The sequence below is a fragment of the Pseudalkalibacillus sp. R45 genome (assembly GCF_052246725.1).
Classification (GTDB): domain Bacteria; phylum Bacillota; class Bacilli; order Bacillales; family Fictibacillaceae; genus Pseudalkalibacillus.
The window spans coordinates 74,308-90,045 of sequence record NZ_JBQQCL010000004.1 but is presented as its reverse complement, the minus strand read 5'-3'; the positions used below and the strand labels follow the sequence as shown (position 1 = coordinate 90,045).

14 protein-coding genes are annotated in these 15,738 nt (G+C 43.1%); 12 read left to right on the top strand and 2 right to left on the bottom strand.

What is annotated here, in order from left to right:
* The first annotated feature begins 132 nt into the window (after positions 1–132).
* From asd to dapA, 3 genes are read left to right on the top strand one after another with little or no spacing between them, the layout of a single operon-like run.
* The gene (asd, locus tag ACTWQL_RS09695; protein WP_443142253.1) at positions 133–1,182 is read left to right on the top strand and encodes an aspartate-semialdehyde dehydrogenase; all 1,050 of its coding nucleotides are present in this window, start codon (positions 133–135) and stop codon (positions 1,180–1,182) included.
* 17 nt (positions 1,183–1,199) lie between these two features.
* Positions 1,200–2,426, top strand: a complete 1,227-nt coding sequence (gene dapG, locus ACTWQL_RS09690) for an aspartate kinase (RefSeq protein WP_443142252.1) — start codon at positions 1,200–1,202, stop codon at positions 2,424–2,426.
* Between the two features lie 27 nt (positions 2,427–2,453).
* Positions 2,454–3,332: a 4-hydroxy-tetrahydrodipicolinate synthase gene (gene dapA / locus ACTWQL_RS09685; protein WP_443142251.1), complete on the top strand. Its 879-nt coding sequence runs from the start codon at positions 2,454–2,456 to the stop codon at positions 3,330–3,332.
* A 29-nt stretch (positions 3,333–3,361) separates the two neighbouring features.
* Here the strand turns inward: dapA and ACTWQL_RS09680 are convergent, their stop codons facing one another.
* The gene (locus tag ACTWQL_RS09680) at positions 3,362–3,565 is read right to left on the bottom strand and encodes a hypothetical protein (RefSeq protein ID WP_443142250.1); all 204 of its coding nucleotides are present in this window, start codon (positions 3,563–3,565) and stop codon (positions 3,362–3,364) included.
* A gap of 438 nt (positions 3,566–4,003) precedes the next feature.
* Between ACTWQL_RS09680 and ACTWQL_RS09675 the strand changes: the two genes are divergently transcribed.
* From ACTWQL_RS09675 to ACTWQL_RS09640, 8 genes are all read left to right on the top strand, one after another.
* Entirely contained in the window at positions 4,004–4,792 is a 789-nt protein-coding gene (locus ACTWQL_RS09675; RefSeq protein WP_443142249.1) for a ClpP family protease, read from the top strand.
* Positions 4,789–5,049, top strand: coding sequence for a YlzJ-like family protein (locus ACTWQL_RS09670; RefSeq protein WP_443142248.1), 261 nt, complete (start codon positions 4,789–4,791; stop codon positions 5,047–5,049). The genes ACTWQL_RS09675 and ACTWQL_RS09670 overlap by 4 nt, the downstream gene beginning before the upstream one ends.
* 178 nt (positions 5,050–5,227) lie before the next feature.
* Positions 5,228–7,594 (top strand): DNA translocase FtsK, encoded by a 2,367-nt coding sequence (locus tag ACTWQL_RS09665; RefSeq protein WP_443142247.1) that lies wholly within the window; start codon positions 5,228–5,230, stop codon positions 7,592–7,594.
* A gap of 694 nt (positions 7,595–8,288) precedes the next feature.
* Positions 8,289–9,017, top strand: coding sequence for a GntR family transcriptional regulator (locus ACTWQL_RS09660; protein WP_443142246.1), 729 nt, complete (start codon positions 8,289–8,291; stop codon positions 9,015–9,017).
* Positions 9,018–9,146: 129 nt separating this feature from the next.
* The gene (locus tag ACTWQL_RS09655; protein ID WP_443142245.1) at positions 9,147–10,238 is read left to right on the top strand and encodes a BMP family lipoprotein; all 1,092 of its coding nucleotides are present in this window, start codon (positions 9,147–9,149) and stop codon (positions 10,236–10,238) included.
* Between the two features lie 238 nt (positions 10,239–10,476).
* On the top strand, positions 10,477–12,003 hold the full coding sequence (locus ACTWQL_RS09650) for an ABC transporter ATP-binding protein (protein WP_443142244.1): 1,527 nt from the start codon (positions 10,477–10,479) through the stop codon (positions 12,001–12,003).
* Between the two features lie 6 nt (positions 12,004–12,009).
* Positions 12,010–13,059 carry an ABC transporter permease gene (locus ACTWQL_RS09645; RefSeq protein ID WP_443142438.1) on the top strand — a complete coding sequence of 350 codons (1,050 nt, stop codon included), beginning with the start codon at positions 12,010–12,012 and terminating at the stop codon, positions 13,057–13,059.
* The gene (locus ACTWQL_RS09640) at positions 13,060–14,022 is read left to right on the top strand and encodes an ABC transporter permease (protein ID WP_443142243.1); all 963 of its coding nucleotides are present in this window, start codon (positions 13,060–13,062) and stop codon (positions 14,020–14,022) included.
* 52 nt (positions 14,023–14,074) lie between these two features.
* Here the strand turns inward: ACTWQL_RS09640 and ACTWQL_RS09635 are convergent, their stop codons facing one another.
* The gene (locus ACTWQL_RS09635) at positions 14,075–14,281 is read right to left on the bottom strand and encodes a hypothetical protein (protein ID WP_443142242.1); all 207 of its coding nucleotides are present in this window, start codon (positions 14,279–14,281) and stop codon (positions 14,075–14,077) included.
* A gap of 174 nt (positions 14,282–14,455) precedes the next feature.
* Between ACTWQL_RS09635 and yfmF the strand changes: the two genes are divergently transcribed.
* Positions 14,456–15,736, top strand: a complete 1,281-nt coding sequence (gene yfmF, locus ACTWQL_RS09630) for an EF-P 5-aminopentanol modification-associated protein YfmF (protein ID WP_443142241.1) — start codon at positions 14,456–14,458, stop codon at positions 15,734–15,736.
* Positions 15,737–15,738 lie beyond the last annotated feature (2 nt).

Below are 15,738 nucleotides of genomic sequence, written 5' to 3'. Positions count from 1 at the left end.
GTTCATGTTATGTTTTTATTGTATACACGTATAAAGAGTATGCTCGATTAGCGAGCGGATACGAAGCTTTGGACATAGTTTACAAAATACACTAGGTAATGAGATCGATAAATTATGAGGAGGGACATACCAATGAAATCTAACAATGGTTATCACATTGCAGTTGTTGGGGCTACTGGAGCAGTAGGTCAACAAATGCTCAAAACATTAGAAAAAAGAAACTTCCCGATCGCTTCTCTGAAATTATTGGCTAGTAAGCGTTCTGCAGGAAAGAAGCTCGATTTCAAAGGTGAAGAGTTCACAATAGAAGAAGCGACTCCAGAGGCGTTTGAAGGTGTACAGATCGCTCTATTTTCTGCAGGGGGATCGATATCGAAAGAATTGGCGCCGGAAGCAGCGAAAAGAGGGGCTGTAGTCGTCGATAATACAAGTGCTTTCAGGATGGATCCAAACACTCCGTTGGTCGTACCGGAAGTGAATGAAGATGCACTTCACAACCATAACGGAATTATTGCGAACCCTAACTGCTCAACGATCCAGATGGTCGTCGCCCTTGAACCAATCCGTAAGAAATATGGAATGAGTAAAGTGATCGTCTCCACTTATCAGGCTGTTTCTGGTGCTGGTGCGAAAGCAATCAATGAACTAAATGCACAAACACGTGCAATTATCGATGACGAAGAATTCACACCGGAAGTATTGCCGGTTGCTGGGGATGAAAAGCACTACCAAATCGCATTCAATGCAGTTCCACAAATTGATAAGTTCCAGGAAAACGGCTTTACTTTTGAAGAAATGAAAATGATCAATGAAACGAAGAAAATCATGAGCATGCAGGAACTGGAAGTAGCAGCTACATGCGTTCGTCTCCCGGTAGAAACAGGTCACTCAGAGTCTGTCTATCTTGAAATTGACGATGACACCGTAACAGTTGATGAAATAAAAGCATTATTAGCTGAAGCACCGGGGATTTTGCTGCAGGATGATCCTTCTCAACAACTTTATCCGATGCCGGCGGATTGCGTAGGTAAAGATGACGTATTCGTGGGACGTATCCGTAAGGATCTTGATCGTCCGAACGGCTTCCATATGTGGGTCGTTTCTGATAATCTCTTAAAGGGTGCAGCACTGAATTCTGTACAAATTGCTGAAAGTCTCGTAAAGCTGAATTTGTTGAAATGAACGAGAGAGGTGCATCAATGAATATCGTCGTGCAAAAATTCGGCGGAACATCTCTAAAATCAGATGATGGACGTAATCGCGCCGTACAACACGTATACAATGCTGTTAATGAGGGGAAAAAAGTCGTTGTCGTCGTATCAGCCATGGGACGTAAAGGCGATCCTTATGCGACAGACACGCTATTAAGTTTGATAACCGGAAATCCTACTTCAATCAGTCCTAAGGAAACTGACCTTCTCATGTCATGTGGAGAGGTCATTTCATCTGTCGTCTTCTCCAACTTACTGAAGCAGAAGCACATTCGTTCATTGGCTTTTACTGGTGCAAAAGCAGGTTTTAAAACGAATACTGAGCATACTAATGCGAAGATCGTGGAGATGGATTGTAAGAATATTATCCATGCACTTGAAGAAATGGATGTCGTGGTAGTAGCCGGATTTCAGGGTCAGTCGAATGATGGAGATGTGACAACTCTTGGAAGAGGTGGAAGTGACACTTCTGCTGCAGCCTTAGGCGCTGCGTTGAATGCTGAAGTCATCGATATTTTCACTGACGTTGAAGGGGTTATGACTGCAGACCCTCGTATCGTAGAGGATGCACGCCCACTAAATGTTGTAACATATAATGAAATATGTAACATGGCCTATCAAGGAGCAAAAGTCATTCACCCTCGAGCAGTAGAAATCGCCATGCAAGCAAAAGTGCCGATCAGGATCCGTTCCACATACTCAGATCATGAAGGCACGCTGGTTACATCCGCAGCTGGCGGTGGAGCGGGAAGAGATATCGAGGATCGCTTGATCACCGGGATCGCCCATGTATCGAACGTTACTCAAATCAAGGTACTTGCTCCTGATGGAGATTACGATTTCCAGTCGAAGATATTCAAAGCGATGGCTGAGGAACAAATCAGTGTTGACTTCATCAATATAAGTCCACGTGGAGTGATCTATACGATCAACTCGGCTTTAACGGATGATGCGGTGAAAGTTTTGAATGAGTTGGGCTATGAAGCAGATATCCAACGGAATTGTGCAAAAGTATCTGCTGTAGGTGCAGGAATCGCAGGTGTGCCTGGGGTAACGGCGAAAATAGTCGGAGCTCTCTCAGAGCAAGGTATCAATATCCTGCAATCGGCTGACTCCCATACGACGATTTGGGTGCTTGTACGGGAAGAGGATATGATAAACGCTGTCAATGCGCTCCATCGAGTGTTCAAGCTTGAGAAAGGCGATCATATCTGAGGCAGTATTAAGGAGGAGTATAGTAAGATGGACTTTGGAAAAGTATTGACCGCTATGGTCACGCCATTCGACCATAAAGGAAACATCGATTTCACACGAACTACCAAATTGGTCGAATATTTAATTAAGAACGGATCGGATGGGCTGGTGATTGCCGGGACGACTGGAGAATCCCCTACCTTGACAAAAGAAGAGAAGGTAGCGCTCTTCAAGCACGTTGTAAAAGTCGTCGAAAAACGTGTGCCTGTTATTGCTGGGACTGGAAGCAACAACACACACGCTTCGATTGAACTTACAAAACAGGCTGAAGAAGCCGGTGTAGACGGGATCATGCTTGTAGCCCCATACTACAATAAACCGAACCAGCAAGGACTTTACTTACATTTTAAAACAATCGCAGAATCCACATCGCTGCCAATCATGTTATATAACATTCCAGGTCGATCTGTCATTAATATGTCAGTCGATACCATCGTACGGTTGTCTGAAATCGGAAACATCGTTTGTGTGAAGGAAGCCAGCGGTGATCTGGATCAGATGACAGAAATCATTTCAAAAACAAGTGATGATTTTGCATTATATAGTGGTGATGACGGCCTTACGTTACCTGTAATGGCTATTGGCGGAAATGGAATCGTTTCTGTAGCTTCTCATGTAGTAGGAAACGATATGCAAAAAATGATCGCTGCTTTCCAGTCTGGAAATAATAAAGAAGCTGCTGCACTACATGGTAAGCTTTTGCCGATCATGAAAGAAATGTTCGCTGCACCTAGCCCGACACCGGTCAAGACTGCATTGCAAATCTCCGGTGTTGATGTTGGAGGCGTAAGACTTCCTTTGGTACCATTGTCAGAACAAGAGCGCGTCCGATTAACATCTTTAATGAACAATTATCATACTGTTTGAAACTTATAGAAGAGGTTGGCCCTTAGAGGTCAGCTTTTTTTTGGCTCTTTTTTAAGAGATTGTTGCTTTTGAGTCATAAAAACCTCACCTTGTGCAAGTTGATTGGAGAGCAAGATGCGAGACTCCTCGAAAATGAAAATCGCATTTTCTTCGTGCGATGTAACGCAGCCGAAGCTTTCCTTGTCCTGCGGGACCAGCGTGCCTACTACCTGAATAATCTCCTCGCAAGGCATGCGACGAGGAAGCTCGCTTCGACAGGACTTTCTTGTAGACACAGGAGCACAAATGCTTCCTTGAAAAGGAGACTCCTGAGGTCGCAAGGCGACGAGCGGGCTCACCGCACGCCCCGGGGAAAGCGAGCATCCTGGAGCGGAAATCAACGACTTTTAAAGAAAACTTGGCGAGACCAAGCCTTTTGTAGGTCGAGCCTTAGTTGCCCTTATACTGAAGAAAGTATTTTATACTTTCTTTAAGTGCAAAAGCAAGAAAGTTTGCGAAAGAAGCCATTTCTTTTGATTGACATTACGGTGCAAATACGTAATTTATCGGTGATTTGCCCATAATGAACCTTTAAAATCGCAAGATCAGAAGTTCTCGTTTCATGATGGATAGAATGATTCCGAATAAGACAATACTAAAGGAAAAGTAATTGTTGTGAAAGGAGTCCGCCCATGAACGAGCAGCAGAATGCGAATAACGATGAAGTCACACCAACTCAACCAACACAACCTCAAAAACCGAATAAACAAGAACAGGATAAGGAAAACTCCTCGTCACTGATCAATAAAATCCAGCAAATGGGACAGACGAATGTACCACAAATGGAGCAATCCAATATCCATTGTATGACGATTGTCGGGCAAATCGAGGGGCATGTCCAGCTTCCTCCCAATAATAAGACGACTAAATATGAGCATATGATCCCTCAAATTGTGGCAATAGAACAGAACCCGAAAATCGAAGGTCTACTAGTAATCCTCAATACTGTGGGGGGAGATGTTGAAGCAGGATTGGCCATTGCGGAAATGATTGCCTCTTTATCAAAACCAAAAGTTTGCCTTGTCCTTGGCGGTGGGCACTCTATTGGAGTTCCAATCGCTGTGGCAGGGGATTATTCATTCATTGCTGAAACAGCTACGATGACGATCCATCCTGTGCGTCTGACTGGATTAGTGATCGGTGTGCCTCAAACATTCGAGTATCTGGATAAAATGCAGGAAAGGGTAATTAGTTTTGTTATGAAACACTCGAACATTCCAGAAGAGAAGTTCAAAGAATTGATGTTATCGAAAGGAAATCTTACTCGTGATATTGGAACGAATGTAGTAGGGGACGATGCAGTGGCTTATGGATTGATTGATGAAGTTGGGGGCCTCGGAAAAGCAATGAAGAAACTGAATGAGCTTATAAAAGCTGAAAAACCCGAAAAGCCTGAAGAAGAACAGGATCTGGTCCAATGATTCTATATACCTCGATGCCCAATGAACTTGTCTTCAATGTAGCCAATGAAGATTATGAAAAACACGCTATGATCGAAATGAATGGGGTCTCGATGATGGTGGAGCATCTAGACGGAAATCAATGCAGGATTGTGAATCTCTTAAGTACGGATCCTTACCATTATCTTGATCCAAATTTTCAGCCAGGCACGATTTTAAAGAAGAGCTACAACTATGATCAAAGTCCATCTAGTTCCCAGAATTCCAGTATGTTATAATAACACTACTTATAGTGGGTTGACCCATAAGTGTCCGACTCGTTTAACACGGTTTCCAGTCATTGAAGTGTTAACACAGTCCCGCTTTAACAGGGTCAGCCCTTTTGCAATACATAAGTAAATGTGAATCACCAAATACATACATCCAGACAGAGTAAATCGCATGAGAGGTGAAAAAATGGCAAAAAGGAAAAAAAAGAAGAATAAAAAGTCGTCAGGTTGGAAATCGCAGCTTTCTTTTGAAGTTTTCGGACTTCTATTGCTTGCGATGACGTTGATTGCAGCTGCGGAATTCGGCAAAGTGGGGAATATTTTTGCTGGATTGTTCCGTTTATTAGGCGGGGAATGGTATGGGATCTTGCTATTAGGAGTCTTTGTCCTCTCCATCTATATCATTTGGAAGCGGGCATGGCCAAACTTTTTTACACGCCGGTTAAGCGGTGTTTACTTGTTTGTCCTCGGTTTATTATTGCAAAGCCATGTTAAGCTTTTCGATCTGTTATCTCGAAATGGCGAATGGGAAAATCCTTCTGTCATCCAGAATACTTGGGAATTGTTTTTGCGCTACCAGGGATCTGATCCAGGAACCTACGATTTAGGTGGCGGTATGATCGGAGCTTTTGGCTTCGCGTTCACTTATGTCTTGTTTGCACCAGAAGGTACACAGGTCATCATTTTCTTCATGTGGATCATCGCGATCTTGCTTATCACAGGATTGTCCATGAATGATATTCTCGCTAAAGTCGTGGTACCATTAAAGAACTTCATCATGAATACATATAGTGATTGGAAGGATCATTTTCAGAGCAAGCGAGAACAGAAGCAAGAAGCACGTAAGAAAGAACGGAAGACGAGGGGCAAACGGACAACCAAGGATAAAAAAGAAGCCGATGATCAGAAAGAGTTTGATGAGGAAACTTACTCTGAACCGATCATTGAAGATTTCACTGAAAACAGCTATCAGGAAGCATTCGAGTTCGAAGAGTTGAAACAAAAGGAACTGCAAAAGGCTCATGCTGAAAAAGAAAACAAAAAACCATCCCAACCTGCCAGCAATTCGAGTATAGATTCTGGCGAAGTCACGTCCGGATTTTCTGTTGCTGAGGTGGAGAATGAATCCTATGAGCTCCCTCCTTATGATTTGCTGAGCAGACCAGTTAAATCCGGCCAACATCGGGAAAGACAACATGTTTCGGAAAACACGAGGAAGCTGGAACGAACGTTTGAAAGCTTCGGGGTAAAAGCGAAGGTAGTTAAAGTCCATTTGGGTCCTGCTGTCACAAAATATGAAGTACAGCCGGCAATTGGTGTGAAGGTAAGTAAAATCGTGAATTTGACAGATGACCTCGCATTGGCCCTTGCAGCAAAAGATCTGCGTATTGAAGCGCCGATTCCAGGAAGATCGGCAATCGGAATCGAAGTGCCGAATCAGGAAGTGGCGATGGTTTCATTGAGAGAAGTAGTGGATACAAAGCGCAACGATTTAAATGCTAAGCTTAGTATTGGTTTAGGTCGCGATATTTCCGGCGAACCGATTCTTGCTGACCTGAGCAAAATGCCTCACTTGTTGATTGCAGGGGCGACAGGTAGTGGTAAAAGTGTATGTGTGAATGGAATCATAACAAGTATTTTGTTGAAAGCGAAACCGCATGAAGTGAAAATGATGATGATCGATCCGAAAATGGTCGAATTGAATGTCTATAACGGTATTCCTCATCTGCTTGCTCCAGTTGTGACTGAACCGAAAAAAGCTGCACAAGCATTAAAGCGGGTCGTCAATGAAATGGAACGTCGATATGAATTGTTTTCACATAGCGGGACAAGGAATATTGAAGGCTATAACAACTTGATCAAAAAACAAAATGAGGAATCGGATGCTAAGCAGGCTTTACTGCCATATATCGTTGTCGTCGTAGATGAACTCGCTGATCTGATGATGGTCGCTTCTGGTGACGTTGAAGATGCGATTACTAGGCTTGCGCAGATGGCCCGTGCTGCTGGAATACACTTGATCATCGCAACACAAAGACCTTCAGTTGATGTCATCACGGGTGTCATCAAAGCAAACATTCCATCAAGGATCGCATTCAGCGTTTCATCTTCAACGGATTCCCGAACGATTTTAGATATGGGAGGGGCTGAAAAGCTTCTAGGGAAAGGTGACATGCTTTACTTCCCAATCGGCTCAAACAAACCGACACGTGTACAAGGTGCATTTTTATCTGATGAAGAAGTGCAACAAATAGTCGATTTCGTCATTGGACAGCAAAAAGCGAAGTATCAGGAAGAAATGATCCCGACCGATGAACCTGATCAGAAAGTGGAAGAAGTAGAAGATGAACTTTTTGATGATGCAGTGAATTTGATTGTCGATATGCAAACAGCGTCAGTTTCCATGCTTCAGAGGCGTTTCCGTATAGGATACACAAGAGCTGCAAGACTGATTGATGCAATGGAAGCCAGAGGCATTGTCGGTCCCTATGAAGGTAGCAAACCGAGAGAGGTACTCATTTCAAGTATAGATCAGGATGCTTCATCCAGTTAAAGAAAATGAGAAATGATAAGTGTCTGACGCTCTGAATTCCGAAGTGTCAGGCACTTTTTCTATGTTTACTGGACGTATAATTTGAACTCAGCTGATAAATGTAAATGACATTTCGTTGATGCTTTAATTATGGCTCTTTTCTAAAAGATTGTTGCTTTTGGGTCATTTTAAAAAATCACCTTGTGCATGTTGATTGGAGAGCAAGGTGCGAGACTCCAGCGGGATCAGCGTGCCTACTACCTGAATAATCTCCTCGCAAGGCATGCGACGAGGAAGCTCACATCGACAGGACTTTCTTTTTAGACGCAGGAGCACAAATGCTTCCTTGAAAAGGAGACTCCTGAGGTCGCAAAGGCGACGAGTGGGCTCACCGCACGCCCCGCGGAAAGCGGGCATCCTGGAGCGGAATTCAACGGCTCTTAAAAAAACTTGGCGAGACCAAGCCTTTTGTAGGTCGAGCCTTAGTTGCCCTTATACTGAAGAAAGTATTTTATACTTTCTTTAAGTGCAAGAGCAACAAAGTTTGCGAAAACAGCCTTTATTATCAAATAGCATGTCAGATTTGAAATATTATCGTAACATTTTTATATATAATGTAAAAATAGTATTTATTTATTGATGTAAAAATGATATAGTATTGTCGAATATTGTTAAATAAACAGAATAGAATGCAATACACTTGGGGTGAAGACGTGTGACCATTAAAACGGACCATCGTCTATTATATTTACAAGTAATAGATCGATTAAAGAAAGATATTGAATCAGGGGTCTATCAGGAAGGGGAAAGACTTCCGAGCGAGTTTGAATTATCGAAGCTGTTAGGTATCAGCCGCGCAACACTTAGAGAAGCGCTGCGAATACTAGAAGATGAGAATGTCGTCGTCAGAAGGCATGGTGTAGGTACTTTCGTACGTACTCGACCCGTTTTCTCATCTGGGATCGAAGAGCTCTTCAGTCTCACTGAAATGATTGAACGAGGTGGACAGAAACCAGGCACAATCTTCTTATCATCAGATACGAGAGAAGCGATGGACGAAGAAATCCAGCAGTTCAACCTTGAAGCTCCAGATGAACTTGTAGTAGTGGAACGAGTTCGTACGGCAGATGGACAACCTGTCATTTATTGTCTTGATCAGGTCCCTGCTAAATTGATGCCAACCAATTACAAATCGATGGAAGAAGAATCACTGTTCAATTTGCTAGAAAAAGAGTCTAATAGCCGAGTATTGTATGCGGTTACTCATATCGAACCTTTAGGGTATCACGACAAGGTTTCAGACGTACTGGAATGTCCACCGGAATCATCCCTGCTCGTATTGAAGCAAATGCATTATGATCAGAATGATATTCCTGTGTTATATTCGGTGAATTACTTTAGGGCTGATAAGTTTGATTTCCACGTTGTCAGACGTCGGGTGTGAAAGGAAGTTCAAAATGGCATCGAATGATAAACGGTGAATTTAAGGAGGTGGTCAGGGGGTTGTTTGAAAGCGCTTAGCTTTTAGAAATTTATGAAATTTTGATAATACACTAAGGGGGAAATGTACGGAATGAAAAAGCGTTATGGGTTATTGATGTCTATGGTTTTAGCGGCTGGAACATTGCTTTCGGCTTGTGGCAGTGATGAAGCTGCATCAGGGGATAAGAAGGATGACGGCTTTAAAGTCGCAATGGTTACAGACACTGGCGGAGTAGACGATAAGTCGTTCAACCAATCTGCTTGGGAAGGTCTTGAAGCATTTGGTGATGAAAACGACCTGGAAGAGAAAAAAGGTTACAAATACTTACAGTCAGAAAAGCAAAGTGACTACCGTCCGAACTTGAACAACTTGGTCCGTCAAAATTATGATTTGATTTACGGAATCGGCTTCTTGATGCAAGAAGACATTCAAAAGGTCGCACAACAACAAGAGGCTGCACAATTTGCACTTGTTGATAGCGTAGCTGTCGATAAAGAAGGAAATCCACTTGAAAACGTGGCAAGTATCACATTCAAGGAGCATCAAGGATCTTTCCTCGTAGGATTGGTAGCTGGATTGCAGACGAAAACGAATAAAGTCGGGTTCATCGGCGGTGTAGAAAGTGAACTTATTTCTAAATTTGAGAATGGTTTCCTTGCTGGGGTTTTGACTGCAAACCCGGATGCTGAAGTACTGACTCAATATGCTGGTGATTTCAACGATGCTGCTAAAGGTGCCACGATTGCTTCAGCACTGTATGGTAAAGATGTAGACGTTATTTATCATGCAGCAGGAGGAACGGGTGCAGGAGTGTTCACAGAAGCAATCAACCGTAAGAAGAACGGTGAAGATGTATGGGTGATCGGTGTTGACCGTGACCAATTCGAAGAAGGGATCTATGACAAAGAGAACAACAAGAGTGTAACCCTTACTTCAATGGTGAAACGTGTAGACACCGCTGTATTTGAAGTTTCTACCCAAACGAAGGACGGAAACTTCCCGGGTGGCAAAATCGTCGAGTTCGGTCTTGAGCAAGATGGAGTCGGAATCGCTCCAACAGAAGATAACGTTACAGAAGAGTCACTGACAATGGTTAAAGAATATAAAGAGAAAATCGTTGCAGGTGAGATTGAAGTACCTAAGACAGCTGAAGAATACGAAGCGTTCAAAAGCGAAAAGTAATCTATAGCTCTATACAGAGGGGTTGACCCATCATTCTTTGAGTCAACCCCCTTTTTATGCAATTGAACAGTTTTCAATTCCTTGATGATCGACTCATCCAGCATTAAGTTCTTGAGTGTAACAAAGGTATGTCGGATATTCCCCAGACTCTCTTGTTACACTTAAGAGCCATTGAGGATATAAGAAAGAATGCTGTTCAATCTATGCAAACGCAACAACATAGTAGGAGTGATGACAGTTGGAATACGTCATTGAAATGCGGGACATCCGCAAAGAGTTTCCTGGCATAGTTGCCAATGACAACATAACTTTACAGGTTCAAAAGGGCGAGATCCATGCATTGTTGGGAGAAAACGGTGCAGGGAAGTCCACATTGATGAATGTGCTATTCGGCCTGTATCAGCCTGAAAAAGGTGAAATACGTGTACGCGGTGAGAAGGTGGAGATCACAGATCCGAACATCGCGAACAATTTGGGAATTGGTATGGTCCATCAGCATTTTATGCTCGTAGAAAACTTTACTGTTACTGAAAATATCGTCCTTGGACAGGAACCGAAACGGCGTGCACAGGTCGATATCAAATCAGCAGCAAAGAAAGTCGAAGAAATATCCAGACAATATGGATTGCGTGTTGATCCATATGCAAAGATCGAGGATATTTCTGTAGGGATGCAACAGCGTGTGGAGATTTTAAAAACGTTGTACCGTGGAGCGGAAATTCTGATCTTCGATGAACCGACAGCTGTGTTAACACCTCAGGAAATAAAAGAATTGATCCAAATCATGAAACGTCTGATTGCTGAAGGCAAATCGATCATCCTGATCACCCATAAATTGAAGGAGATCATGGAAGTCTGCGATCGTTGTACGGTCATCCGCAGAGGGAAAGGAATCGGTACTGTTGATGTAGCAGATACAAATCGCGAAGAATTAGCTTCGATGATGGTTGGGCGTGATGTATCGTTCACCACGAAAAAAGAAAAGGGAAATCCTCAGCAGGAAGTTCTTGAGATAAACAGCCTTGTGGTGAAAGATGCTCGCGGCGTACCAGCTGTCAACGGTCTGGATTTGACCATTCGCGCAGGGGAAATCATCGGAATCGCAGGGGTAGATGGCAACGGCCAGACGGAATTGATTGAAGCGATTACAGGTTTACGCAAAGCGGACAGTGGAGAAATCCGATTGAATGGTAAAGGAATAACCAATCTTAAACCACGTAAAGTCACAGAATCGGGAGTAGGTCACATTCCGCAGGATCGTCATAAACACGGTCTTGTCCTTGATTTTTCCATCGGTGAAAACATGGTTTTGCAAACCTACTACAAAAAACCGTATTCCAAATACAAACAGCTCAAAGCAACAGAAATTTTCAATAAGGCGGAACAGTTGATTGAGCAGTTCGATGTACGTACACCGAGTGTACATACGGAAGCGAGAGCTTTATCCGGAGGGAATCAGCAAAAAGCGATCATAGCTCGTGAAGTGGACCGTAGTCCTGACCTGTTGATTGCCGCACAGCCGACAAGGGGACTTGACGTCGGAGCGATCGAGTTCATCCATTCGAAGCTTATTGAAGAAAGAGATGCCAATAAAGCTGTCTTGCTCATTTCATTTGAACTTGAAGAAATCATGAATGTGAGTGATCGGATTGCTGTCATATATGAAGGGAAAATCATAGCGATCGTTGATCCACAAGAAGTGTCCGAACAAGACTTGGGCTTGCTGATGGCTGGTTCGAAACAGACAGAGAAGGAGGAGAAGTAAGTGAAACTGCAAAGAATTCTATTCAAGCTCAGCGTACCTGTCATTGCAGTTGCGCTTGGTCTTCTCGTCGGCGGAATTATCATGGTTACAAGTGGATATGATCCGCTGCTGGCATACTCCTCTCTGTTCAGTGTAATTTTCACAGATCCATATTATATCGGAGAAACAATCAGACAGATGTCACCGCTGATTTTATCAGGAATTGCTGTCGCATTCGCTTTCAGAACAGGGTTGTTTAACATCGGTGTAGAAGGTCAGCTATTAGTGGGATGGCTCGCTTCTGTTTATGTAGGAATCGTTGTTGAAGGGGTCCCTGCTTTCATCCATATTCCGCTCGCTATCATTGCGGCAGCAGTTGCTGGGGCATTGTGGGGGCTTGTACCTGGCTATTTGAAAGCAAGATTCAGAGTACATGAAGTCATTACCACGATCATGATGAACTATGTCGCTTTGCATGTCACCAACGCAATCATTCGAACTCATTTGTTAGCGCCAGGAGAACGGACTGAAGTTATCCAGTCTTCAGCTTCATTGTCATCACTGTTTTTACAAGAAATAACGGATTTTTCGAGGTTTCACTATGGCATTATCGTGGCCATATTGGCTGCGGTTTTGATGTGGTACTTGTTATGGAAGACGACGACTGGATACGAACTGCGTGCAGTCGGATTCAATCAGCATGCTTCTGACTATGGAGGAATCAGTGTTTCGAAGAATATCATCTTATCCATGTGCATTTCAGGTGGATTTGCTGGTGTTGCAGGTGCCATGGAAGGTCTTGGGACGTATCAATATATGACAATTAATGCTGCCTTTACTGGTGTCGGATTTGATGGAATTGCTGTAGCGCTTCTTGGAGCGAATAGTGCGATTGGAATCATCCTTGCTGCTGCCCTCTTCGGAGGATTGAAAATCGGAGCATTGAATATGCAGGCGATGGCGCAAGTCCCTCCTGAATTGATCACAATTGTCATTTCACTAATCATCTTTTTCGTAGCTTCCAGCTATCTTGTATACTGGCTGCGAAACCGGATTAACAGAAGGGGGAAAATCTAGATGGATCTCATGCAGATATTACAAATTATCATACCTACAGCCATCTTTGCTGCTGCCCCTTTAATCCTGACTGCGCTTGGTGGAGTTTTCAGTGAACGATCCGGAGTTGTCAATATCGGTTTGGAAGGGCTCATGATGATGGGAGCCTTTGTCGGAGCCGTCTTCACGTTCTATGGAGAAACCTGGGGATTTGGAAGTGCATCACCTTGGTTCTCTTTCCTGGCTGCAATCGTAATCGGGGCGATTTTTTCACTGTTGCACGCAGTTGCAAGCATTTCGTTCCGTGCTGACCAGGTCGTCAGCGGCGTTGCATTGAATTTCCTTGCAGCAGGTTTGACACTTTTCTTAGTAAAAAAAATCTTTGATGCTGGTCAAACGCCGTATTTGAACGAACGGATTTTTAAATCGGATATTCCAATACTATCTGACATCCCTTTTATCGGCCCGTTACTTTTTGGTGATGCCTATATAACCTCATTTTTAGCTGTGGCACTGGCTTTCGTTGTCTGGTTCGTCGTGTTCAAAACACCTTTCGGACTTCGTTTACGTGCTGTCGGTGAGCATCCGATGGCTGCAGATACAATGGGGATCAATGTAACGAAGATGCGTTACATTGCAGTTATGCTAAGTGGTGCTTTCGCAGGGCTTGGTGGTGCGGTTTACGCTACCTCGATTAGTGGGAACTTCACACACTCGACGATCGCAGGGCAAGGATTCATGGCCCTTGCAGCAATGATCTTTGGAAAGTGGCACCCGCTTGGCGCATTAGGCGCAGCATTGTTCTTCGGGTTTGCTCAATCGTTGAGTATTACAGGTCAACAAATACCCTTGCTGAAAGAAATACCACACGTCATTTTGCTTATTTCGCCATATGTGCTGACGATCCTTGCACTAGCTGGTTTTGTAGGCCGTGCAGACGCACCTAAAGCAATCGGAAAACCATACGAAAAAGGAAAACGATAATGGATAGAGAACTTCTCATAGTATGAGGAGTTCTTTTTTAAAGGCTTTTTTCTTAAAGATTGTTGCTTTTGGGGGATTTTTGTATAGACTCACCTTGTGCAAGTTGATTGGAGAGCAAGGTGCGAGACTCCTCGAAAATGAAAATCGCATTTTCTTCGTGCGATGTAACGCTGCCGAAGCTTTCCTTGTCCTGCGAAATCAGCCTTTTTAAATGGTGGGTATGTTTAATGGCAATCTTTGGAAATTTCGCAGAAATCAACAATTTAAAACTGCAGAGCCTAGAAGATAAAAAAGTATAAGTCTAGCGGTTGTAATTAGCTTGCCTTTCGTTATGAAAATCTCATTAAAGAGTATTATAATGATGAGAGTTCATGTTTCGGGAATAAATGGGTAAGCTATCAACAGAAAACCTGGCAAAGGAGAGGTTGAAGATATGACAAGGACAACTGAACCTCGAGTGGTACCTACGGAGGGGTACACACTGCATCTGATTGAAACAGAAAAATATAAGACAACGACGATTTCCATCCAGATAAAACGTAAGATTGAAGAAGAGAACGTAACAAAACGGGCGTTGTTAGCGCAAGTCTTGAAAGCTGGCACCAAATCGTATCCATCATCATTACATATCCATCGACTATTGGAAGATATGTACGGTGCCGGATTCGTAACTTCTGTCGCTAAAAAAGGGGATTACCAGATCATCACGATCCGTATGGATGTTTCGAATGAAAAGTTTCTGTTAGATAATACACAGCTCCTCGATCAATCCTTTGAGTTCTTATCTGAAGTGATGTTGCAGCCATTGAACGATGGCACGAAATTCGATGAGAATAATGTAAAAAAAGAAAAACGGGTCTTGAAACAGAAAATCCAATCGATCTATGATGATAAAATGCGTTTTGCGAATAAACGTCTTGTAGAAGAAATGTTCAAAGGCCGCCCGTATGCACAACATGCCTATGGGAAAGAAGAAGAGGTCGATGCCATTACGGCAGAAGAACTTTTCAACTACTATAAGGACGTAATGAATAAAGATGAAATCGATATCTATATTGTCGGAGATATCGATGGTGAGGAAGTAGAACGTAAAGTTCTCTCGAGACTCGAACTGAGTGAACGGTTCAATGCTGATGAATCACCTTCCTCTGAAATCGAAAACAGGACACAGGAGAATGTTGTTTTTGATGAACAGGACATCAAACAAGGAAAGCTCCATATCGGTTATCGGACATCCATTACGTTTTCCGATCCAGAGTATTATGCCATTCAGGTCTTCAATGGAATATTCGGTGGATTTTCACATTCGAAATTGTTTATCAATGTCCGTGAAAAGGCGAGTCTTGCGTACTATGCAGTTTCGAGGATTGAAAGTCATGTAGGTGCCCTGTTTGTCATGTCAGGAATCGAATTCAAAAATTATGAAAAAGCAGTTTCAATTATTAAGGAACAGATGGAAAAGATGAAGGATGGTGATATTACAGACGCTGAATTTTCTCAGACTAAGGAGATGTTGCGGAATCAACTGCTCGAGTCTGTGGATAACCCGAACAGTTGGGTGGACCTGTTATATCATTCAAAAGTAGCCGGCATTGAGCGTTCCATCGATGAGTGGATAGAGGGGATTCAGGCGGTAACGATGGACGATGTCAAGAAAGCTGCCGAAACCGTCACGCTTGATACGATCTATTTCCTTAAAGGGGAGGGTCAATAACC

Coding starts and splice junctions, on each gene's coding strand:
- asd (WP_443142253.1), top strand. CDS start 133: ATGAAATCTAACAATGGTTATCACATTGCAGTTGTTGGGGCTACTGGA.
- dapG (WP_443142252.1), top strand. CDS start 1,200: ATGAATATCGTCGTGCAAAAATTCGGCGGAACATCTCTAAAATCAGAT.
- dapA (WP_443142251.1), top strand. CDS start 2,454: ATGGACTTTGGAAAAGTATTGACCGCTATGGTCACGCCATTCGACCAT.
- ACTWQL_RS09680 (WP_443142250.1), bottom strand. CDS start 3,565: ATGCCTTGCGAGGAGATTATTCAGGTAGTAGGCACGCTGGTCCCGCAG.
- ACTWQL_RS09675 (WP_443142249.1), top strand. CDS start 4,004: ATGAACGAGCAGCAGAATGCGAATAACGATGAAGTCACACCAACTCAA.
- ACTWQL_RS09670 (WP_443142248.1), top strand. CDS start 4,789: ATGATTCTATATACCTCGATGCCCAATGAACTTGTCTTCAATGTAGCC.
- ACTWQL_RS09665 (WP_443142247.1), top strand. CDS start 5,228: ATGGCAAAAAGGAAAAAAAAGAAGAATAAAAAGTCGTCAGGTTGGAAA.
- ACTWQL_RS09655 (WP_443142245.1), top strand. CDS start 9,147: ATGAAAAAGCGTTATGGGTTATTGATGTCTATGGTTTTAGCGGCTGGA.
- ACTWQL_RS09640 (WP_443142243.1), top strand. CDS start 13,060: ATGGATCTCATGCAGATATTACAAATTATCATACCTACAGCCATCTTT.
- yfmF (WP_443142241.1), top strand. CDS start 14,456: ATGACAAGGACAACTGAACCTCGAGTGGTACCTACGGAGGGGTACACA.